Source organism: Paenibacillus ottowii (genome assembly GCF_006874425.1).
In the GTDB taxonomy this organism is placed as follows: Bacteria; Bacillota; Bacilli; order Paenibacillales; family Paenibacillaceae; genus Paenibacillus; species Paenibacillus ottowii.
This window is the reverse complement of sequence record NZ_VIJZ01000007.1, coordinates 23,673-46,292: the sequence shown is the minus strand read 5'-3', so window position 1 is coordinate 46,292 and position 22,620 is coordinate 23,673. Positions and strand designations below refer to the sequence as shown.

Below are 22,620 nucleotides of genomic sequence, written 5' to 3'. Positions count from 1 at the left end.
CTCAAATCAAATGCATCAATATAGAATGAACTAAGGTTGCGTATCTTAATATTCCATTTGGCGATAGTATCTTCTAAGTGTTAATGGATGATTTCTCTCACGCTCCAGATAGGCGCTGATACGGCTTAGTACAGACCAGTTGATACTTACGGCAAAATGCTTTCTGAACTCCTCGCTAATGCCTTCCATGGCAAAGTCTTTGGTATCAATAATGGTCAGCTTCTTCGTAATCTTCTCAGCGAATCTTTCCACCCGATCCATCAGTGGTCTTGTCTCATCTTCGCCTTTCAGCAGAATAACACTGGTATCTTCAACCACAAGCTCAAGCGTGCCATGGAAGAATTCCGCCGCATGAATCGACTTCGCATGAATCCACTGCATTTCTTCCAGGATACACATCGCGTAGGAGTACGTGTTCCCCCACAGGTTGCCGGAGCCAACCATCATATGATAGTCAGTATCTTTATGTTCTTTTGCAAAAGCTTCCGCTTTAGGGTCAAAGGTTTTGACTGCGTCCAGAATCGCACGCGGCAATAAGGCAACTTCCTTCGTGAACTGTTCATATTGAGGGAACTCATTGTTGTTATACATGAACCGGAACACAACCATGTACAGGAGCATGAAGAATGTATCAAAGGAATGTTTCTCCGAGCCGGTTGTGATACAGTGATCTACAATTTTGGTTAATGGAGTATCCCTTTCTGCCACAAGTGCAATCGTAGTCGCTCCCCGTTCCTTACAGAACTCGGCTGCCGCAACGGTCTCCTGCGTGGTTCCCGACACAGATGTAAAAATACATACGGAATCCTTACTGAAATGTCTGTTGTTCATCACCATAAACTCAGCAGCAATCGCCGCATGCACATCGATGGTCGAGTTTGATTTCAGAATATACTCATAAGGATACATCATCGCAATTGTGCCACCCGCACCAATCAGAAAAATATTGCTGTACCCTTTCTTGGCAATCCCGTCTACAATCTCTTCAATTTGTCCTCTAAAGGCCAGGCCCTCTTGTTCCACAAGCTTAAGGAATAACTGTTCGTCAAAATTCAACATTTACGTTCCCTCCCTATACTGGATCGGTTCCTCTCCAATATCATCCATTTTTATTTATTATATATAGTATCATAACCAGACAATACAATTAAAACAACTATTTTTGTAAAATAAGAAGGAAATCAGTGAGTTAGAGTTGGCTCCCTTCATTTCATCTGGGCTAAATGACTATATTCCTGCTGTCATGACTGCTTTTAGATCCATACTTCTTCTCCCAGTAGTAATACACAGGCAGACCCGTTGCGATGACGATCGCCGCGGCAATCATGCCCTGCACTGGAGCCCACGTAAAGGTTCCCCAAGCCAGCCATCCTGCCCCAAGGATAGCCAGGATAGTAGTTACTCTCCACATTGGCATGCGGTAAATCGGGTTATAATCCTCTCTCTTACGGCATTTATAGACCGCGGCAAAGTCCAGAATGTTAATGACCAGCTGAATCAGCGTGAAATAACCCAGCAGTTCGGTTAAATTGCTGAAGAACACAAGAATACAGGCCAACGTAACCTGAGCAATAATCGAAAAGCTTGGTGTTTCGAATTTGGGATGAACTTTCGCAAAACGCTGAAAGAACAGCCCATCCTTCGCCATGGCATACTCCAGGCGAGGCTGAAACATAATGCAAGAACTCAAGGAACCCAGGATAACAATAATCGCGGTAACAGCTACAAAAGATGAGGCCATGCCGGATAATCCGGGAATATACTTGACGGCGTCGGACACAGCGGAGCTGGAACCCATCAGTTTATCGAACGGCATTAGGCCGGTGACACATACCGCAAGCAGCGTATATAAACCCAATACAATCAGTACCGAACTAATTAAGGCGCGAGGGAGAACTTTCCCTGGATTTTTGAATTCTCCAGCCATAAAACAAATGGCGGCCATTCCCGTGTAAGCCCACGTCGTGGCAGATACGCCACCAATTAAGCTTGAACTTGTCGCTCCTGCGACGGGCGTGTAAGCAAAGTTGTCAAAGTTCATATACATGAGGCCCAGCACAATGACAATCAGGAAAGGGATGATTTTGATAGCCGTAATAATGACCTGAAAACTACCGCCTGCCTTAACACTACGGTAATGGATGGACGTGATGATCAGAATGATCGCTACTCCTAGCAGTTTACCGGTAATTCCAACGAAGAAAGGGAAGAAGCTCGCCAGGTATGCAACAATGGCCAGAGCCATAATTGAAATGGACGGAGGATCGAGGGCCCAGAAGGTTGCCCATCCGTATAGAAAAGCCAAAGGCCTCCATCCTGCTTTATTCAAGTATACGTAACCGCTTCCATTTTGCGGGTAGGCAGTCGCCAACTCAGCCAGCACCATGACCTGAGGAATCGCAATAACTCCACCAATAATCCAGGCTAGAATTGAGATCGAAGGCATACCCGCAGCTTTTGCGACATCACCGGAAGAGACGAAGATTCCGGAACCTACCGTAGTTCCAACAGCGATGGCTAGGGCCGACCAAAAGCCCAGTTTTCGTGTAAGAGAGTCATTACTCATAACGAGTTCCTCCAAATCAAGGTGATAAGACTTCCATTCCCCTTATTTTCCTGACTGATTCCCTAAGTACTTCCTGTGGATTCTGATAATAATTGAACCCCATAATCTCTAGTGTACAAGCTCCCTCGTAATGATGGCTCTGAAGACTGGTTAGATATTCCCGCCAATTCAGCACCCCATCATCCAGAGCAAGATGCGCATCAGACAAGCCGTCACCGTCAATCAGGTGGAAATGAACCATCTCCGCAAGTAGGGAGAAATAATCTTCGGGTGTCTCGTTAGCGAGCTGCATCGCTACGGTATCGATCATCCCTTTTAATGAGGGGGAACGAATCTCCTCCAGCATCCTCTTGATTCCCTTAGCATCGATAATTAGATTCGATTCGAATCGGGTCAGAGGCTCCAACGCTAAAGTCACCCCTTCCTTCTCCGCCACCCTGGATATCTGATAGATGGAGTCGCTTGCATATTTCCATGATTCCAATTGCGATACAGCGAAGTCCCCTATTCCTGAAGTCACAAGCATCATGTTGGTCTCCAGCTCCAGAGCCGCGTACAGATTATCTATGAAGTATACGATACTCTTCTGCCGCAGTTGGGAATCGGAAGCAGCAATATTGAAGGGATAGACACACTGTTCCGGCGTATAACAGACGACCTTCATGTCTCGGGATTTCAGTTGCTGCCTTATGTGCCTCAAGTTGCCAAGAACATTCCGATAGACGTATAAATGAGGCTCGCCCGCCCACAACTCGATGTGCTCGATCCCAAGCTCGGCGACTTGGTCCAGAAAGTGCTCGAAAGGAAAATACCTGTACGTAATATTCATTCCTGCAATCTTCATCTGCTTCCCCCCCTCCCATGTAAGCGCTCTTAATTGTTATGTCTTGTATTATAACTAGGAGTCACAAATATTTCAATGTCTTTTTGAAAATAATTAAAAAGTCATTCAACTGGTTCCTAATGTGGGCTGCTCAGCTCCTATAGGAGTAAAAAAAGCAAGCCTAAACGAGTACATTTGCTCGTTAGGCCTGCTTTTGTTGTTCTATCCAAGGATTAAGCGCTCTTACTACCATGTCCCCATTACTTTCGCTGAAGCACTGGCTTACTTATCATATCTCTTATTGAGCTGATGTCTAAAAAAGTTTCGATCAAATTACAATCCAAGATATTTCCGATAAAGCGACTGTTGGTCCAAGGACTATATACATCACTATCAAGATAAATTTGATTTGCTCTCGAAGCTCATTGAAGAACATATAAGTGAGCTACGAAAATTGTGTCAATCAGTCTTCAACAAAAAAATCTCTGCCGACCAATTAAGGTTAGCGGGGATTTGCTTTGCTTACGTTTAAGCTCCTCCAACGACATCCGTTAGTTGAATAACATGACTATGTGACTGAACAGACACAGTAACAATAAACAAAAAGCTAGCCGCGATGATCAGAAAAGCAACCTTTTTCAACATTATCTAACCACACCTTTTCAATAAATTTTGAGAATTTTTCCATTGTTTCAGGAACCGCATGAGTACGGAAATGCTCAAACAGCCCTATACAGTTTATATAATAAGTCTCATTATTTAGTGTATGATAACTTACCATTGAATACATCAAGTATTTGAAGCCATCGTTGTATGTACCTCGATATAAATGATAATAAGCTAATTCGTAACTCAATCGTGCGAATTGCTCTGGTATAACTTGATTAGAGTACATATCAGATGCTAGCTGTCCCTGCTGCACAAAAGAGTCAATAACCGTTTTAAAACGTTTAAGTATGTGATTCACATCCAACTGATATCGATTAGCTGCCAACACTACGTTCAGTAGCTTTGTTACCATTTCTTTATCGGCTTTATTGGTTGAAGCAGCAATGTATTCAACATAATCCGTTAGCACACTTGTATCCCCGGACAAAAGTTTAAATACGTATGTATTAACTTCTGCCCAATGTTGAAACAAGCCGATCCAATGTTGGGTATCCTTATCCGTCTCTTTTACCCAATCTAAATTAGCATAGGCGTATGTATAATCTAGAGCTTGTTGATAATCGCCTTGGGCTTCGCAGACACCTGCACACAGCAGATCAGCATAGGAAATGTATACAAACAAAGGACGGCTAAGCTTAAGAGTAGATTCAGGACGTTCCCGATCATTCTGTTGATGTTTCAGTGCATATTGGATTTCGGCTTTAGCTCTCATTTTCCTCGCTATCTCATCAACCTTGTCCCATTTGCGCAAAGACCTGTACACGTTTGCCAAATCCTTTAATGCGTCAAGTTGGTCTATTTCATCTAGACGTTCGACAAAAGCTTCAAACACCGCTGCCGCCCTGATATTACGACTTTGATCGTCCCCAATTTGAATCGTAAATATGCGATATTGGCAGATGGCTAGTCGTTCAGAATGTTGATATCTCTCCGCTTCAGCTACACTCTCATAGAGCAGCAGCGCAGCAGCATATCGTTCCTGTGCAAATAGGTCTTCCGCAATTTCAAATAGCTTGGGTGAATAGAGTAGATTATCCATGATGGCTCCCACCACTCGACGGATCGCATCCAGCTTGTCCAACTCCGCACAGCGAAATAAAAACGGCTCGATTCGCCTCATATTTGGAGGAGTGTCGATGATGTAGTTTTCTATAAACAGATCGTAGAAATGTCCTTCTGGCAAACCCATAGCCTCAGTGATTAGGTCAAGCTGGTTAACAGACATAGTCTTATTCCCTGTCACAATAGCGCTTACTATTCCCCTATTCATGCCTGCTATATGCCCAAACTGCGTTAGACTCATGCCCTCTTGGTTGTATGTATCTGTCTAATTCTGCTCGAATCGTAGGTGTATGCTTCATGCCATAGCCACCCCTCGAATAAAATCCTAGTATTTTATATTCATTTACTATTTTTATCCATAAATTAACAATTGTCAACATCTTTTTTTGCGAAATCATATAGAGCTGCCAGTAGGACTATAGATACTTTACTTCTTTTTTTCTTTGCTAGCCAGAAAGTGAGTTTTTTAGCATTGTTCTTTTGGCTCATTGGCTGGCGAGTTTCAGCCTTGCTTGTTCATGCTCAATGGCTACAATTTGAGCGAGAACACGAATTTTCTTGTCGCGCACCTTATTGAGATGATCTTCCTGCTTGAGAATCTTGTCCAGTTTGAAAGCAACAACGGTGGTTATCTCCGTAACCTGGTACAATTTCCTTTTTTGTCTTCTTTTCTTCATCGGTCAGGCTGGCTTCAAGCTTCTTGATGCGGCGCATTGTTCGGCGTTCTGAAACAACCAAGGTCTTTAATGTTGTTTTTAACTGGTCGAGCGTATCCACCTCAATGGCATCAAACAGCGCTTGCTCCTGCTCGTTCAACATATCAAGAAAGATCGTTTCGTAAATGCCGTGCTTCAGGGCCTTTTTATTGCGGTACGGACCACCGGGTCCGCCACTATTACCCTTGGCGTTTTAGTTACCTGGGGGGAACACCGACGCGATTGCCGACTGCGTTCTTGTTCCCCTTTGGCTCTCCCCTTGGATTAGGAACGTTCCCATTGGAGGAATCAAAAACGTCCCCGTTCAATTGATCCTGCCAGCAGTCCATAGACTTCCATTTGCGTCCCCCTCCCACAGGAATAGATAGAGCGGCGGGATGTCTTTTAGCTTCATCGCTCCGCCGCTCTCCAGCCACATCTGTTTTGTTTTATTCCGCTCAGGACTCCGTTCTCTCGCCATGTTACACAATCACCACCCCCACGAATGTAAATGATGTGACCTTGAAAAACAAAGAAGAAAGCTCCAGACCATATGAAGGTCTGAAGCTCTCTCTTGATTTTGTTCAGTTATTATTTTGCGTCCGAAGGCAGTGAACCGGCTACGCCCCATACTTCCACATTAACTTTGTTTGAACCACCGCGGAACTGAATTGTATATCGTCCGGAACGCATAGCATCAGAACTTCTCCAAATAGTTTCAGTGTTTTTGCTGATTGTCTGGCCGTCAACATACGCTTTACCAGAATCATTGTGTTCTACAGTAAAATCAACTGGGGCATTTGCATAGTTTCTAATGCGCAATTTAACATACCCGAAACCCTTAGGAACCTCGAAGGTGCCTGATGAAGTTGCACTTCCCCCTGAAGTAAAGTTAAAAGAATTTCCTAGGCTCTGAGGAGTTATTACATGGTCGCTAGTAGTTGTTGTACCAGCATCTTGGGTCGCTGCAGTCGATGTTGCAGAATCAGTTACAGCAGCATCTGAATCTGCAAAAATCGTATTAGGTACTGCAACAGCTCCCCCTATTAGACCCAGAGCTAAGGCCGGTACAATAAAATGTTTTTTCTTCAAGCTTATCCCTCTCTATATTTGTTTTAAAACTACCACTTCATTCTACTAAAAGATTCCATGTTTTTAGTCTATTTTTCAATAAAATCATAATATTATTTAATAAATATATATTTATGCATTGATTAGGGCCTGTACGCAAACCTATTTGAGCCATAAACGAATTGAAAGCAGCGTCAAAAAAGCCATGAACATGTTCGCTGTTTTTTCATAGCGAGTGGCCAAGCGTCGATAGTTTTTTACTTTGTTGAAAAAGCATTCAATTAAGTGTCGCTCTTTATACGTTTCAGAATCTAACGGGCGCTTTACCCGCCGATTGCGTTTGCTTGGGATAACCGGAGTGATCGCTCGGCTTTGCAAAAGCTCCAGAATGACATTGGTATCGTAGGCGCGATCAGCCAACACTTCGCCCGGGCAGAAGTCCAGTTCATGAAGAAGGCGATAGCCGGTGACAGAATCGTGGTCTTGTCCTGGCGTCAATTCGAAACGCAGCGGATAGCCGAGCGCATCCACCATCGCATGAATTTTGGTAGTTAATCCTCCGCGCGAACGTCCGATTGCTTGCCGGTCCTGCCCCCTTTTGCGCCCGCTCCATGTTGATGGACGCGGACGATGGTGGCATCGACCATGACCTGCTCCCAATCCGGCTCGATGGCGACATGCTTCAGTATTTCACCCCAAATATTCGCTTTTTGTAGCCGCCAGAAAAAGCTGTAGGCTGAAGACCAAGGGCCATAGTAACTCGGTAAATCCCGCCATGGCGCGCCCGTTCGAGCAACCCAAAGCACGGCATTGAGCATCTGGCGCCGATCCTTGGGCGGACGTCCTCCCTGTTTTTTTCGGGCTGGGGGCAACAGGGGGTCAACTATATTCCATTCTTCATCCGTTAACTCGTATCTTCGTCTCATGTGCCTTATTTTACTAGATTTCTACGAGTTGTACAGTTTGCGTACAGGCCCTAGCAAGATAATAAAACAGATTTACAGCTCGTCCTCTTGAAGCTTAATATCCAACTCAATCAGACGATCCAAGTCCTGGACCGTCTGCATTTTTATATTCCCAGCTTGCAGGTCTTTGACCCACTGAGCTATACCAGCCTTAACAATCTTCCGTTACTACGCCTTGGATTCGAGGATTCCCTCAACGGTCTTCACGATCATGAATCTTTACACACGTTACTATCATGCTGGCTACTCCTGTTGTTTTTAATTTCATGATAGAACAGTAGGTAAAAACCTACGAAGTATTGCATGATTAAACCCAAAATTAGATAATAAGTTTTGACAAGATAAAATGAGCAAGTTTCCCAACCGATGGGTCGATAAAAGGAAGATTAAAGTGAAAAGAATTCTATTAATAAATATTATGGCAACAGTAGTTCTCGCAGGGTGTGGCACTGAGGGTGAAGCACAAAATCCAATTACTACAACTCACTAGACAACTCAGACAACAGTTGATACCTCTGATGTCAAAGCTACTTCTGAAGCTGGTTCAAACACATATATTTTCGATATGACAGTAGGAGATTTTACAGAAACGTTCAATGCCGTTGCTGAAAAAAATAAATTATATTACTTACACATATCGAAATTAAAAATAGAGCATAAAAAGTTCCAATACACTTTCAATGATGAGTTAAGCATGATAGGAACCATTGATTCAAAGCAGAAAATACAGGAAGTTATGTTAATAGGTTCTGGAGGTTTCAAAAAAAGAATTGATGGAAATTTAATGACTGCTATGATTGCTTTAATAATGACAACAAACAGTGATTACAATTATGATAATGCACAAGATTTACTCAAAGAAATGGGATTATTGGATAAAAATGAAAATGTCATTGTTTCAAACACTATTAGAAACAGAGTGAAATATAAATTTAAGATTAAGAATAATGATATGACTACGTTCCGTATAATAGGAACAAAGTAAAAACTTCCATACACATGAAATTTCGATACAATATAACCCCGAGCCCTTTGCGGGCTTTTCTTTTAACACAAAAACAGAACATACATTCCCAGTTCTTTTAATAAAGGAACCTTCGTAGAACCGACCAAGAAAACTTTCGGTGAAATTATGGGGACCTGGCTCAAAGACAAAAAAACTTGGTTAAACATAGTACTTGGAAATCTTATGAGTGGTTAGTAAACACGCACATTATTCCTAACCTTGGGAAATTGCTGATGACAAAATTAAAACCACTTGCCTCGTATGTAGACTTGCCCAAGGAAAAAAGAAGAAGCGCCAAAGTGAGATACTTGCACTACCCCGTGCAGAGGTAGATTTACAGAGGAAAACGGCCTCAGTTCAACAAGCTTATACCATTTCTGAAATAGAACAACATGTTCTTCCGAATTTCCAAGAAGCGGTGTTAAAAAACATTGGCGATTCAATTACAGGAGAGAGAATTAGCACTGAAGAACTTACTTTACTAGACTAAAGGTTAGAAGAATGTTAGAAGGATGCTCGCTTCAAACGAAAAAGCGCGACCTCCAAAAAGCTTGGAAGCCGCGCTGTGCTTGAGTTTTATAGAATACTGGTGAAGGGAACTGGATTCCTGGCCTACGCATTACGAGTGCGTTGAAATTTGATGGGTTTTACAAGGCTTCTATAGCCTATCCAACAATAAATAAGGTTCCGTCAGGTATTACAGATATCCGTATTTCGGTAGAAGATTTGGTAGAAGAAAATAATTGAGGCAACAAGTACAAGGCAGATGCCTTAATGGTCTCAAGTCCCTCCGTCTCATCTCCAGATCCTTCATAGCAGCATCCTACGGTCGCCTGCTGAAAACTGTAGACTGAACCGCGACGTTAAGCTAACGGGCAGGATAGTTCAAATACGTGGTATCATGTGGTGAGTAATTAATGGAGCCCTCTTTTACAATGTTGAGAATGGGGGAAATCGTGGTCGGCTTGGAATGGGAAGGTTTGTATAGGAAATTGTTGGGAGATGGAAACCAATTGCTTATGGAAGGCGCAATGGATGTCTGTCATCGCTTATCAAAGACCCATCGAATGTTCGTAATCACGAATGGTATCACTCACACGCAAATCAAACGCTTGAAGCAGTCTGGGCTATATAAGTTTTTCGAGGATATCTTTGATTCGCAAAGCATTGGTTATCAAAAACCGAAGGAAGAATTTTTCAATTACGTCATAAGTCATATTTCAGAATTTAATAGAAAGGATGCGCTTGTCATTGGAGATTCATTAAATACAGATATCAAAGGTGGTCTTCAGTCGGGCATTGACACCTGTTGGGTCAACAGAACCGGACAAATAAGTCCGGCAGAAATTAAAAGCACATATACAATCTCAAACTTAATGGAGCTCACTTCCATCTGTTAGGCTGTAAAAAAAACGCTTGTGCCGCCTCAATTATCACTTTTTGGTGACTATATCACAAAAAAGTGGGTACTGTTTTTCTTGTAACTTTCCCCCCATACTATCGTTCATAGGAGGTTCATGAAGCAGACAGAGCATCCTATACCATATAAATCATTATAAAAGGAGTGTAATAGAATGGGGAAATTTGACGGGAAGGTAGCAGTTGTAACCGGAGGTACAAGCGGCATCGGTCTCGCGTCGGCACAACAGTTCGTAAAAGAAGGGGCTTACGTTTTTATCACGGGACGCAGACAACGTGAACTGGATGAAGCAGTAAAGCAGATCGGAAAGAATGTTACAGGTGTCCGAGGTGACATATCTAAATCGGAAGATCTAGATATATTATTCGAAACAGTTAAGCGAGAAAAGGGACACTTGGACATTCTCTTTGCAAATGCCGGACTAGGGTCATTGCTTCCATTAGGAGAAATTACAGAAGCACAATACTACAAGACTTTCGATGTCAACGTGAAAGGAACCATCTTTACAGTACAAAAGGCATTAGCTTTGTTTCCAAATAAAAGAGGTTCGATTATTCTAACGGGATCCACTGCTGGCTCGACGGGGATGCCAGCGTTTAGTATCTATGGTGCATCCAAGGCAGCGATCAGACAGCTCGTCCGCAGCTGGATTCTTGATATGAGAGGGACCGAAATTCGTATAAACATCCTTAGTCCGGGAACAATCGTAACGCCGGCGTACGATGAGTTATTTGGCTCTGAACTAGATCATTTCCTGGAACAGGCAAAAAATGATATTCCGCTCGGCAGAGTGGGGCAGGTTGAAGAGATCTCCAATGCTGTCATGTTCCTAGCCTCTAATGAAAGCAGCTATATGAACGGCGTTGAATTATTCGTAGATGGCGGAGTAGCTCAAGTTTAACCAGGACATAATAATTTTCAAACGACAAAGATTTTTAAATCAACTTAAATGCGATTGTATTATCCCCTCCATGTAACGTTCAATTTTTCCTTCAGTGATCTTTGAAGGATCAAGCGATACATGAAGGGGATATTCTTAGATCGGGAGATGGTGCATTGATATGAAAACATTTTTCTGTGAACTGGAAGTTACACTAGAGGTTATCGGAGGAAAGTGGAAGGGGCTTGTTCTGTACTATTTAATAAAAGGACCTAAACGGACGGGAGAGCTTAAGCGACTCGTTCATAATATATCGCAAAAGATGCTGATTCAAACTCTTCGGGAACTGGAAACAGACGGATTAATTCGCAGAAAGATGTACAATCAGGTACCGCCTAAGGTGGAATATTCAACGACGGAACTGGGTCAATCACTTGAACCCATTTTGAGATCGCTTTGTGATTGGGGGGGAAATTACGCAGAGCAATCCTTCGCTCCGGGCGAGATTGAGATTTTGTATCTGGATTAACTGTCGGGGGACAAGAGCATAGTCCCATTTGAAGTCGCTATTTTAGCGGCTTTTTTGTTTTATCGTTTTACGTTGATGTTTTCGAGTGATGAGCAATATTCTAGTACAGGTTACTTCGTAATTAACAAGGTGCACTACAAAACTAAGGACACAAAACTTGTCTCAGAGATTAATAAGTACGTCTTGGATTATGGCAAAAGCATCATGCCCCAGCTGTTGCCAGGAGTCTGAGCAAACAGGTAAGCGGTTGAGGCTAATGACAATGAACCCATTACGCTCCCTCGAAATGATTAATTTTTCTCACTCAAACTCTTGAATTCGCAGGATTTCACCTTTAGTTTAGCGCGAGATAAGAAGGGAACAGAGGAGCCGATAGCTTGGAACAACTGAAAGGGCGTGCAGGAACAGGGGTGCGGGATGAATCACCCAATTCACTCCATATTCTGCACGTCTCCATGTCGCCCCTAGCGATTTTCACTCCCATGTCTCAACGGGTCCAAGCCCTTTCATTCCTTCGTTACATCTACTAAGGGGTGGAGGTCGGTTTTTTTAACGGAACGGGTCCGAGCCCTTTTGCGTAATGTCTCCCGATACTCCGTGCTTTTTGGAATCCTGCGAATGCATCAGCTGGTGAGAAAATGCCGGTTAAGCTGCTTGCGGAAAAACTTTGTTGGAGTCGTAAGCCTCGCTGCTCTTCGCCAGACTGACAAGGATTCGGGCTACTTTACCGCATAATTTCATAATAGATTTCATTTTCTTTAGCTTTTTCACGTCGACATTGTGGTGGTGCAGCGCTCTAACATCCGGATTGGTCATGACCATGCACATCGTCATGAGATAGAGGAAGCGTCGGAGACGAGGGCGCCCACGTTTGCTGAGCACCATCTTTCCACGTCATTTCCCAGAACTGGCTTCTGCTAGATTTAGCCCGGCATGGCGGAGTAAAGCATTGCCGTGTGCATAGCCGCTCAGATCACCGGCTTCACCTAGCACACCAGCTAAGCTCGTTGCATTTACGCCTTGAATGGCAAGCAACTTCTGAGCGTACGGAATACGCACCAGGATGTAGTGAAGCTCGTGCTCAATCTGCTCAAGCTGGCGCTGCGCCAAGTCGTATTCTTCGAGCAGCTGACCCAAGTGCAGTTTGTAGGCGTGCAGCGCCTGCGTGGCGCCAACACTGCGTTTAGCCAGGGCAATGAGCTGCTCGGCTCGATGAATGCCCGCATGGCGTTTCACGTATTGCTTCCAGCCGGCAATGACTTGTTCCGTCGTTAACTGGCTAATGTCCTTCGGGAGAGGAAACAGCCTTAACGTGGCTATGGCGCTGGTGCAGGTAAGGATTTTAAAGACGTGACGAAGTTCCGGAAAGACTATATCTACCCAGCGATGAATCTGGTTAACGGCGCTGTTTAGCCGTTTGGCAACTGTGTCGCGGTTGGCCATGAGAATCCGCAGCTCCTCGTAAGCTTCCGGGTTGAAGCGCACAGGGGAATAGTAACCGTTTTTGACCATATCCGCGATGACGAGCGCGTCTTTGCGGTCGCTTTTAGATGGCGTATTGTCGCGGTTTTCCTTGTTCTTTTTGACGAGATGGGGATTTACGAGAACAGCCTCAATGCCTTTGACCGAAAGCCAGCGAGCCAGGCTGAACCAGTAGTGACCGGTGGGTTCCATGCCGACGATGACTTTGCTCAGCGTGTACGACTTGAGCAGATCTTGAATCCAGCGGCCGAACAGCTGGAAACCCTCGTCATGGCTGCCGAACTCTAGCGGCGATCCTAAGGCAATTCCCCGAAAGCTAACCGCACGAGCGACGTGTGCCTCCTGTGCAATATCTACGCCGACAACTAAATGCGATGAGGAAATGTTTTCAATGCGTTGATTTTGTTTATCTTGTGATTTAAACTTCATAGTAGAGCGACCTCCTAGATGATGGGCTTTTTAGGGCATTGACCCGTGACGTAACCCCATCGTACCGAGGCGCTCGTTTTTGTGCAAAGACCATATTATTCGTTTTACAGGAATTCTAACGGGAAACGTTAGTTCAATGAAACAGATGAAGCAGCGACAGTCTAGGGCATATTTTCTCTCCTAGCCTACCGTTGTTTCTTTTATTGTAGTTATCAAAACTCTCAACTAAAAGGCTCTGCCGACCCATTAAGGTTAGCAGAGCTTTTATATTTATTTAGAGTATTCACTTACTTCAAACGTGAGGATACGATCATACAGCATGTAATCCTTACGGCTGCTGAATGGACCTTTGTTGTTATCGTGCTTATTGATTGCGTATGAAGCTGATCCAGAACCAGCCTGCTTGCCTTCATACCAGGCAATAAAGTCATTGACCTCTTTTATGCTTAGGTCAAATTCTTTTTCGAGGCCAGTTGTCATAGTAACTACAAGGATTGCGCGGTTGCCTGATGGTGATTGAGGATTAGTAGGCTCACCAGTCGATGGTTCACCAGGATTTGTTGTACCAGGTTCGCTCGGATTACTTGGCTCTCCTGTAGAAGGATTGTCAGGAGTTGTCGGCTCAGTTGTTTTAGGTTCATTTGGTGTAACTGCAACTTCATTAGAGATAACCATCTCAGCTCCGTTAATAATAGCTATAACCTGAAAATAATATACTGTTCCATTAGTCAGATTCGGGACCACATAATTGCCATCCACATCCTTGGTTACTGTAATAGACTCTGAATATTTACCCGATTGCGTACCGTAATTGATCTTATACTTAGCAGCATCTTTAATCGGATTCCAATTCAACTTTGCTGATGAATCAAGTGGTTGACCTTTGAGATCGATTGGTTCATTGATGCCAAGAGTTATCTCGTTAATTGCCAACCAAGACGCACCTCCCAAAGCGTCAACTTTGATACCATCATATGTACCCTGTTGAACTTTAATAGGCGGCGTTATTGTATTTGTAGCAGATAAAGATTGAGTAACTTGTTCGCTTATTTTTTTCCATTCTCCTTCAACGAGTCCGTAAATTGTATATTTTATATCTCGTGGTGGCGTAGCATTAGTAGAGATATGAATAAAATTTATTTCGACTGGGCTAGGGAATCTTAACTCAATATTCCCATTTTCCCCTCCGGCATTCCATGTTGTTTTAACACTTCCGTCTATCGCATTGCTTGCCACTAAATTGTAATAGGTGGTACTTCCTTTTGCTGTAGTGCCTGTTGGAGGCGAGAACCCTAGCATTCCCTCAACTGTTTTGTTTAGTGTTGCTGCATGTGTTGCTGCTGGTAGTAACATGATGTTAATTAGAAAAAAAGTTAGAACGGTAGTCAAAAATTTCTTTGACATGATTATTAGCCCCCTATGAATATCTTGTATATCTATAAAGATAGATTGACACTCACATATTGTCTAAACATAAACTTGCTAATCTATAAATATAATCTAAATATTTGCATATTTATTTTTTATTGGGTATTAAAAAGGACTCATTCCAGCTTCTATACTGGTTGAGTCCTTGTTTTTATTTCACTATAAACCTCACTTTAGTTCCATCAGCATACTTATCTAACTGATGACTTACCCATGATCCTGCTCCCCGGTTATCACTAGGAGTTATGTATCTGATATCAGCACCTGCGCCACCTTCAGCACACATTGCCATCGGCCATTCATCACGGTCATATCCTTTTTTAGTAGGTTAGCCCTTTAGAGACTCCTTTCTATTTTCTTCGGCTCCGTCCCGATCAATCGTACACACCGCAGAATGTCCGGCTGCTATTGCATCTCTAATATGCGCCCCGGTTTCAGGATACCGTGAACTTGGAAACTCCAACGTATACCCAGTTGCTTGTTGGTTGATTGCTGCCGGTTCAGCATAGACACCTTGAACGGAAAAAATAGCAGCTAATAAAAACACAATTAATCCTTTTGCGATCCCTTTTATCATATGACACCTCCATAATATTTAGCCTTTTTTATACTAATTGGAGAGTCATGTCGAAGTATCGCATAGCTTGTCGCAAAACAAAAAAGCCTATCGTGTATCGGGTGACAGAGAGTAATTACTGCTATAAAAATTTAAATTCTCATTTCAACTTTTATTTGAATATATAGACATTAATGTTTAGACATACCTTTTTCTTTTTTTGTATGCTTACCAAGCAAATAAAACAAAAGGGGCATTTTTATGAAAAAACTAGCATTAATATCTTTGTTATCCTTACTTCTTTTACTTGGTTTTAATCAGAATATCTACGCCGCTTCAGTAGGTGAAAAATTAACTTCTCCCGAAGCTGGTTGGACAAGATTTGATGACAAAGACCCTAATATCATATACCGAGGAAATTGGAGAGATTATCCTGGATCTTTATACTACTCCTCAAGTATGAAACTCACAAGTAGTATTGGTGATACAGCTACTTTTCCTTTTTTCGGAGATAAAATAAGGATTATCACCGATTCAAATACAGACCATACAAACAAATTAAATATTGAGATTGATGGTGCATTAGAAAGCTTCACACTTAATAGAAGTGCTGGAGGACAGTACTTGGTCTATGAAAAACTTAACCTAACTAATAAATGGCATACTGTGGTAATCACAACAACTGAAACAAAAGTTTCTTCCATTGACGCTATTGATATTAGTAAGGACGGGTTATTGGGTAATTCTACTATCGTCGAAAGAGTGAACGTAACTCCTGAAGAATCAAGCGTTATACTGGACTGGGGCCAAATGGGACTAGCAACTACATATTCAATTAAAAGATCAACGATTTCTGGCGGCCCCTATAAGACAATAGTCAACGATTTAAAACAACTTAAATATAGTGATACCAATGTTATTAATTTCAAAAAATATTATTATAAGATTGAAGCATATGATGATTCAGGCAATTTAATCTATGCTACTAAAGACTATAGTGTGACTCCTCCTTATGCTACCATTGAGAGTATGGAAGGCTTCACACCTCCCATCGGTACAACTGCCAAAGCAACTAGCACTTATAGTAATCAGACCGCAGATAAAGCATTGGATAAAAGTTTAGATACAAAATGGAATGCGTCAGTTCCTGTCGCTTCACTTGAGTTAAATTTTCCTAGGCGTTTGAAAATGAATTTTATTCAGTTAGCTGCCCAAACAACGCCTCAAACTCAAGTTAATTATACTATTTTTGGACTAAAGGATGGAGAATGGACTCAAGTAAGCCCTGTCTCAACTAGAACTGTGAACGCAAATACACAAATGAGAGTATTAGATCGTATTGATATTACTGAGGGCGTGTACAGCGCTATTAGAATTAATGTTGATGCCCGCTCATCATGGGCTTCCATTCATGAAGTAACGCTTGGTATTATGAGTGAATTACCCATCGATCCAGATTTCCCTGGTACCGAAACGCCAACTCCCGATCCGAACCCAACACCAAACCCTAAACCTGAACCGTCTAATCCTAGCGTTCCAACCGAACCATCACAACCAACTGGTGACCGCGCAATTTTGGTTGTGACACTGGATACAGGGTTGGAGAAGGAATTCGACCTGAGCATGAAAGAAGTAAACTCTTTCATTTCTTGGTACGAAGGTAAACAATCTGGATCAGGTACAGCATCTTATGCTATTGATAAGCACAATAATAACAAAGGTCCATTTAGTACCCGTAAGGACTATGTAATATTCAATAAAATCCTTACGTTTGAGGTAAGCGAGTATTCAACTAAATGATAAAGGACTCCATACTGGTTACATACTAGCAGAACCCTTTTTTACATCTACTCTAAATTCAAACTAATCAACGAAAAAAGAGCTCTGCCGACCAATTAGGGACTGACCCCATAACATGAGACAAATCAAAACACCTTCAAGAAAATCAAGCCATATCGTAAGATATGGAGATAACCTTGGAGGTGTTTTTGCGTTGGCAACGAGAGTGAGTTTATCTCTTAGAAATAAAGATGAAAGCGATTGAAATGTGATTGGTAGGAGTTCCGGTAAGAGAGGTTATGGAGCAACTGGGAATACGGAATAAGACACAGCTAAAAACATGGATGAGGTGGTATCGAACAGGCGAAGAGCATCGTCTGGAGCCAGCCTGTGGGTAAACAATACAGCTACGGAAAAGGTCCGGAACACTCTTCGGAGCTTGAAAAGGTAAAGGCGGAGAACCGGTTCCTGAAGTAGCAATTGGACCTGCTGAAAAAGTCAAGGAACTGGAAAGGAGGTGGAACCAGAAGTTGCCGTGGCCTGGATAGAATCCATTCGAGACGAAGTATACGGTGTCTGAGGCTTGTACATGGCTCGGGATCGCAAGAGCGACCCACTACCGCTGGAGAGCAGCCGTGGAGACAGAGCACACAGATGCTACGGTGGAGAACATCCGGGGGCTTTGCATCCATCATAAATTTCAGTACGGCTACCGGAAAATCACCGTACTCCTTCGGGCAGAGCAAAGAATCATTCACAAACGAGTTCAGCGGATGATGCAGCGTGAGGGGTTACAGTGCCGCGTGAGGATGAAGAAACGAAAGGCCACTGGGCAGCCTGCTCATCCAGCGGAAAATCTGCTGAAGCGGCAATTTCATGCAGAGGCACCCCTGCAAAAGCTCGTCACGGACATCACGTATTTACCGTTTGGGGGTAAGATGTTGTACTTCTCTAGCATTCTAGACCTGTACAACGGGGAGATTGTGGCTTACAGTATAGCGGACAAGCAAGATACGTCCTTGGTTTTGGATACGCTGAATCAACTTCCAAAACGGACAAGCATGCTACTTCATAGCGACCAGGGAAGCGTATATACGTCACAGGCTTATCAAGCGGCCGTAAAGGGAAAAGGCATTACCATGAGCATGTCCCGAAAAGGAACGCCCGCTGATCATGCCCCCATCGAATCGTTTCATTCCACGCTAAAGACTGAAACGTTCTATCTCGAAGGTTTAACCTGTACGACGACGCCCATCGTCGAACGGACCATTCGAGACTACATCAACTACTATAACTCAATTCGGATTCAAGCGAAACTAAATAACCAGTCGCCAGTAGATTTCCGACGACTGGCTGCTTAAACTTGCAAGGTGTTTTGATCCCTGTCTCACAAATGGGGGTCAGTCCCCTAATGATTGGCGGGATCTTTTTACCTTTTCCGTTTAGAATCTATAGCTAACCAAGTAGCTTCTCCTTCAATTCAATGCTCCTATTGCTCTCGGCCAGCTTTTCAAGTACCTCACGAGCATCCCACTCATAAATTGGATGTGCTCTAAGTTGATAATCTTTTATAAATTTTTCAAATACTTCGTAACTCAACTCAAAATCACCAACTTTGAAATGTTCATCAAAGTTCTTAGTGATTTTTTGAACATCGGGGTTACTTTGATCAGGATGCAATCGTATGTTAAATAACATACAAAGATTCGTGATAAAGTGTTGATCTTCGCTACTAAGCTCTTTTTCTGCACACCACTTATCATATGGTGACAATTCATCTCCTGCTAAACGCAACAATACAGACTTCCATTCAAGCAAAACATTTATGCGTTTCTCAAGCTGGGTTATATTTGAGTTTTCCATGATGCACCTCTCATTTTCCAAGTCATTAAAGTATTACTTTGCTACCATAATAAATCAACCACTCAACAACCATCCCGACTCCTTCAGCGATTCCTTTACTAACGACTCCTCTCAATTCTTGGACGATTGCAGACCTTGCGCCTGCGGCTATTTCAGCAGTAGTCAATTCTACTGCTCCTAGGTAACTTTCAAGAACACCAAAAACCTTACTGTTATATTTAATAACAGCTGCCACTGTCTCTGTATCAAAGAATTTTTCCAGAGTCCATCTCGACACAGGATTATCGATAACATATCTTAATGCTTTAATAGCAATTTCTACAGCCTTAACTTTCACACCTTGGGTACTAACTTCCCCATCAGGCTGTACAGTAGGAGGAGGCGGAGTTACAGTATTAACATCTATTGTTGGTGCTGTTCCGTATGTAGCAGTTACTGAAGACGTTTCTGCAAACGCCGCGAAAGGAGTTATAACAGAAAACAATAAAGCGGTTGCCATTGAGCTCAAAATAGTTTTTTTAGCTAATTTCCATTCCACCTATACATTCCTCCAATATTTTGTATTTACAACAAAATAATATATAAAAATGAATGTCGAAGTAACGGGAAAATAGTAAATTGTAATAAACAGTAAGGAAGTCCCATAATGAATTCCTTAAAATTCAAAACATTTAATCAATAGCATAAATAAATTTCATGCTATTTCTCTTCTGTAAGTTTGGTCTTTTGAACTATTAGATACAAATGGATTGTTGATTGATGTCAAAAATCCCCGTCAACCAGTTTTAAATTAGCGGGGATTTGCTATTTTACTATAATTTCCACTCGGGTTCCATCAGAGTAATCTTCCAAATGCTGATCTATCCACGAATTAGCCCCCTCATCATCCTTTGGGCTAATATAACTTACATCTGCTCCCACTTTACTTTCTGCGCAAGTTGCCAACGGCCATTGACCACGCTTATACCCCTTTTTGACTGGCACGGTTTCCAATGATATCTCTCGATTTTTAAATACGCCACCACGATCTATCGTGCATACATTAGGTATTCCGGCTACTATAGCCTCTTTAATGTGCTGTGCGGTCTCTGGATACTTCTCTGACGGGAATTCGAGTTTGACCGTGTCTGCTGATACCTGCGTTACCGGAACGGCTACAGGGTCGCTCTTAGTGGTCTTTACAACGTCTTGTTGTACGCTGCATCCAGCTAATAGGATTGTAATCAGTACGGTGAATATCCATTTAAACATATGTATTCCTCCCCCTAAACGTAAAAAATACCCCACCAGCGTATGCCAGCAGGGTATCACCGATGCTTTCGGATTTATATGGAAAGTATAATCAGTTTGGAGGATTCTGTAAACACTTATATGTATGGTTCATGCTGATCACCTCGATAGTTTTTTCGATAAACGGTGTAGTAATTCCTTCAATAAAAAAATCCCCGTCAACCAGTTAAGGTTAGCGGGAATTTGCTCTACTTACGTTTAAGCCCCTCCGTGCTGTACTTGAGGCTCTATGCCATGCGAATGAATAGGTACAGTAACAATTAACAAAAAGCTAGCCGCGACGATCACCAGTGCCATTTTTTTTAACATTGTTCATCCACACCTTTTCAATAAGATTTAAAAAATTTGCTTTGGTTTCAAGACTCGCATGTTCTCGAAAATGTAAAAATAGCCCCATACAATTTATGAAATAAGTCTCATTATTTAGTGTATGATAACTTACCATAGAATACATCAAATGTTTAAAACCATCATCGTAAGAACTTCGATGTAAATAATAATGGGCCAACTCATAACCACACCACGCAAAATAATCTGGTACCACTTGTTGAGTATATATATCACTTGATGAGTGTTGTGATAATGATAAAATGTCCGTTTCAAATCGTTTAATTATATCACTAACGTCGATATCATATCGGTTAGCCGTTATCATAATGTTCAGTAGTTGAATAATCCGGTCTTCTTGAGTTGTATCCTTCGCTGCATCGATGTATTCAATATATTCTTGCAGCACCTTTATGTCTCCGGATAAAAGCTTATTGACAATAATATTTGCTTCTGCCCAGTGCTTAAACAAACCAATCCAGTGTTGGTTATCTTCGTCTGTCTCTTTAACCCAATCTAAATCAGTATAGGCGTATGTATATTGTAGAGCTTGCTGATAATCGCCTCGGGCTTCACAGACACTAGCACACAATAGGTCAGCATAGGAAATATATACAAACAACGGGCGACTTAGCTTATTGACAGACTCATCCCGCTCTCGACTCCGTTGTTCATGTTTCATTGAATATTGGATTTCGGCTTTAGCTCTCATTTTCCTCGCTATCTCATCAACCTTGTCCCATTTGCGCAGAGACCTGTATACGTTTGCCAAATCCTTTAATGCATCAAGTTGATCTATTTCGTCCAGACGTTCGACAAAAACCTCAAATACCGTTGCCGCTCTAAGATTTTGTCTTTGATCGTCTCCAACTTGAATCGTGAATATACGATATTGACAAACTGCCAAACGCTCAGAATGTTGATATTTTTCCGCTTCAGCTACCCCCTCATAGAGCAGCAATGCAGCCGCATGTCTTCCCTGCTCCAGCAATCCTTCTGCAATTTCGAATAGCTTGGGTGAATACAGTAGATTGTCCATGATGGCTCCCACCACTCGACGGATCGCATCCAACTTGTCCAACTCTGCACATCGAAACAAAAACGGCTCAATTCGCCTCATATTTGGAGGATGGTCGATTATGTAGTTTTCTACGAACATGTCGTAAAAATGGCCTTCTGGCAAACCCATAGCCTCAGTAATTCGATCCAGTTGTTTAATAGACAAAGGCTTATTTCCTGTCACGATAGCACTTACTGCTCCTCTATTCATATCCGCAATATGACCAAATTGTGAAAAGCTCAAACCCTCTTGTTGTAGGAATCTGTCTAATTCTGCTCGAATCGTAGGTGTATGTTCCATGCCATAGCCACCCCTCGCTTAAAAATTCCAGTATTTTATAATCATTTACTATTTTTGCCCAGAAATTAACCAGTTGTCAATATATTTTTTTGCGAATCGTGTAGAAAGGCTACGTTTGTCATAAGGGTACTCCTGTAAACAAAAAAAGCACCCCACCGGCTTGTGCCAGCAGGGTGCTAGTGATGCTTTGACGATAATATGGAAAGTATATAATGTTTGGGTGATTCTATGATTTTTTTCTTTTTTTGTTTATCTCCTGTAATTTGGTGAAATTCTATTAGTTAGAGCCTATTAAAACCTGTTTAATAGGCCATAACCCTTTTAAGGCAGCGTGTGTTTGATATCAAACTTGTATTCAAAAGAGTGAATTCCTCTTGGATAGGAGCACATCAATTTCTTAGGCGAATACAAATTCAATTT

At 42.3% G+C, this 22,620-nt stretch carries 16 protein-coding genes and 7 pseudogenes; 7 read left to right on the top strand and 16 right to left on the bottom strand.

Annotated features, from left to right (window positions below):
* Positions 1 to 45: 45 nt before the first annotated feature.
* The 9 genes and pseudogenes from FKV70_RS16725 to FKV70_RS26680 form a co-directional block, all read right to left on the bottom strand.
* Positions 46 to 1,059: an SIS domain-containing protein gene (locus FKV70_RS16725; protein WP_019685995.1), complete on the bottom strand. Its 1,014-nt coding sequence runs from the start codon at positions 1,057 to 1,059 to the stop codon at positions 46 to 48.
* A 160-nt stretch (positions 1,060 to 1,219) separates the two neighbouring features.
* A complete protein-coding gene (locus FKV70_RS16720) occupies positions 1,220 to 2,566 on the bottom strand; it encodes an amino acid permease (RefSeq protein ID WP_102998328.1) in 1,347 nt (448 codons plus the stop codon).
* 16 nt (positions 2,567 to 2,582) lie between these two features.
* Complete coding sequence (locus FKV70_RS16715; protein WP_142613538.1) at positions 2,583 to 3,410, bottom strand: TIM barrel protein; 828 nt, start codon at positions 3,408 to 3,410, stop codon at positions 2,583 to 2,585.
* 586 nt (positions 3,411 to 3,996) lie between these two features.
* Positions 3,997 to 5,419, bottom strand: a pseudogene (locus FKV70_RS16705) (tetratricopeptide repeat protein).
* A 271-nt stretch (positions 5,420 to 5,690) separates the two neighbouring features.
* Positions 5,691 to 5,939: a hypothetical protein gene (locus FKV70_RS26270; RefSeq protein ID WP_197492123.1), complete on the bottom strand. Its 249-nt coding sequence runs from the start codon at positions 5,937 to 5,939 to the stop codon at positions 5,691 to 5,693.
* Positions 5,940 to 6,140: 201 nt separating this feature from the next.
* Positions 6,141 to 6,296, bottom strand: a complete 156-nt coding sequence (locus tag FKV70_RS26685; RefSeq protein ID WP_231887652.1) for a phage terminase small subunit-related protein — start codon at positions 6,294 to 6,296, stop codon at positions 6,141 to 6,143.
* A gap of 110 nt (positions 6,297 to 6,406) precedes the next feature.
* Entirely contained in the window at positions 6,407 to 6,907 is a 501-nt protein-coding gene (locus FKV70_RS16695; RefSeq protein WP_142613537.1) for a hypothetical protein, read from the bottom strand.
* A 144-nt stretch (positions 6,908 to 7,051) separates the two neighbouring features.
* A pseudogene (locus FKV70_RS16690) lies at positions 7,052 to 7,782 on the bottom strand (IS5 family transposase); the annotation flags it as partial.
* 102 nt (positions 7,783 to 7,884) lie between these two features.
* Positions 7,885 to 8,064: pseudogene (locus FKV70_RS26680) on the bottom strand (hypothetical protein).
* A gap of 481 nt (positions 8,065 to 8,545) precedes the next feature.
* Here FKV70_RS26680 and FKV70_RS16680 point away from each other — a divergent pair.
* From FKV70_RS16680 to FKV70_RS16655, 5 genes are all read left to right on the top strand, one after another.
* Entirely contained in the window at positions 8,546 to 8,836 is a 291-nt protein-coding gene (locus FKV70_RS16680; protein WP_142613535.1) for a hypothetical protein, read from the top strand.
* 176 nt (positions 8,837 to 9,012) lie between these two features.
* Entirely contained in the window at positions 9,013 to 9,189 is a 177-nt protein-coding gene (locus tag FKV70_RS27120) for a tyrosine-type recombinase/integrase (RefSeq protein ID WP_162305672.1), read from the top strand.
* 603 nt (positions 9,190 to 9,792) lie between these two features.
* Complete coding sequence (locus FKV70_RS16665) at positions 9,793 to 10,257, top strand: HAD-IA family hydrolase (protein WP_244310767.1); 465 nt, start codon at positions 9,793 to 9,795, stop codon at positions 10,255 to 10,257.
* A 174-nt stretch (positions 10,258 to 10,431) separates the two neighbouring features.
* The gene (locus tag FKV70_RS16660; protein WP_058711000.1) at positions 10,432 to 11,178 is read left to right on the top strand and encodes an SDR family NAD(P)-dependent oxidoreductase; all 747 of its coding nucleotides are present in this window, start codon (positions 10,432 to 10,434) and stop codon (positions 11,176 to 11,178) included.
* A gap of 160 nt (positions 11,179 to 11,338) precedes the next feature.
* On the top strand, positions 11,339 to 11,686 hold the full coding sequence (locus tag FKV70_RS16655; protein ID WP_019685981.1) for a winged helix-turn-helix transcriptional regulator: 348 nt from the start codon (positions 11,339 to 11,341) through the stop codon (positions 11,684 to 11,686).
* A gap of 645 nt (positions 11,687 to 12,331) precedes the next feature.
* Here the strand turns inward: FKV70_RS16655 and FKV70_RS16650 are convergent.
* From FKV70_RS16650 to FKV70_RS16640, 3 genes and pseudogenes are all read right to left on the bottom strand, one after another.
* A pseudogene (locus FKV70_RS16650) lies at positions 12,332 to 13,597 on the bottom strand (IS110 family RNA-guided transposase).
* Between the two features lie 270 nt (positions 13,598 to 13,867).
* Entirely contained in the window at positions 13,868 to 15,001 is a 1,134-nt protein-coding gene (locus tag FKV70_RS26675; protein ID WP_244310766.1) for a fibronectin type III domain-containing protein, read from the bottom strand.
* 175 nt (positions 15,002 to 15,176) lie between these two features.
* Positions 15,177 to 15,602, bottom strand: a pseudogene (locus FKV70_RS16640) (NucA/NucB deoxyribonuclease domain-containing protein).
* Between the two features lie 1,443 nt (positions 15,603 to 17,045).
* Between FKV70_RS16640 and FKV70_RS16635 the strand changes: the two are divergent.
* A pseudogene (locus FKV70_RS16635) lies at positions 17,046 to 17,381 on the top strand (ran-binding protein 10); the annotation flags it as partial.
* Positions 17,382 to 17,574: 193 nt separating this feature from the next.
* Positions 17,575 to 18,721 (top strand): annotated as a pseudogene (locus tag FKV70_RS16630) (IS3 family transposase).
* A gap of 94 nt (positions 18,722 to 18,815) precedes the next feature.
* Here FKV70_RS16630 and FKV70_RS16625 read toward each other — a convergent pair.
* From FKV70_RS16625 to FKV70_RS16610, 4 genes are all read right to left on the bottom strand, one after another.
* Positions 18,816 to 19,223, bottom strand: a complete 408-nt coding sequence (locus FKV70_RS16625) for a hypothetical protein (protein ID WP_142613533.1) — start codon at positions 19,221 to 19,223, stop codon at positions 18,816 to 18,818.
* A gap of 25 nt (positions 19,224 to 19,248) precedes the next feature.
* Complete coding sequence (locus tag FKV70_RS16620; protein WP_142613532.1) at positions 19,249 to 19,761, bottom strand: hypothetical protein; 513 nt, start codon at positions 19,759 to 19,761, stop codon at positions 19,249 to 19,251.
* Positions 19,762 to 20,027: 266 nt separating this feature from the next.
* Complete coding sequence (locus FKV70_RS16615) at positions 20,028 to 20,474, bottom strand: nuclease (protein WP_142613531.1); 447 nt, start codon at positions 20,472 to 20,474, stop codon at positions 20,028 to 20,030.
* 310 nt (positions 20,475 to 20,784) lie between these two features.
* Positions 20,785 to 22,200, bottom strand: a complete 1,416-nt coding sequence (locus FKV70_RS16610) for a helix-turn-helix transcriptional regulator (RefSeq protein WP_142613530.1) — start codon at positions 22,198 to 22,200, stop codon at positions 20,785 to 20,787.
* Between the last annotated feature and the right edge of the window lie 420 nt (positions 22,201 to 22,620).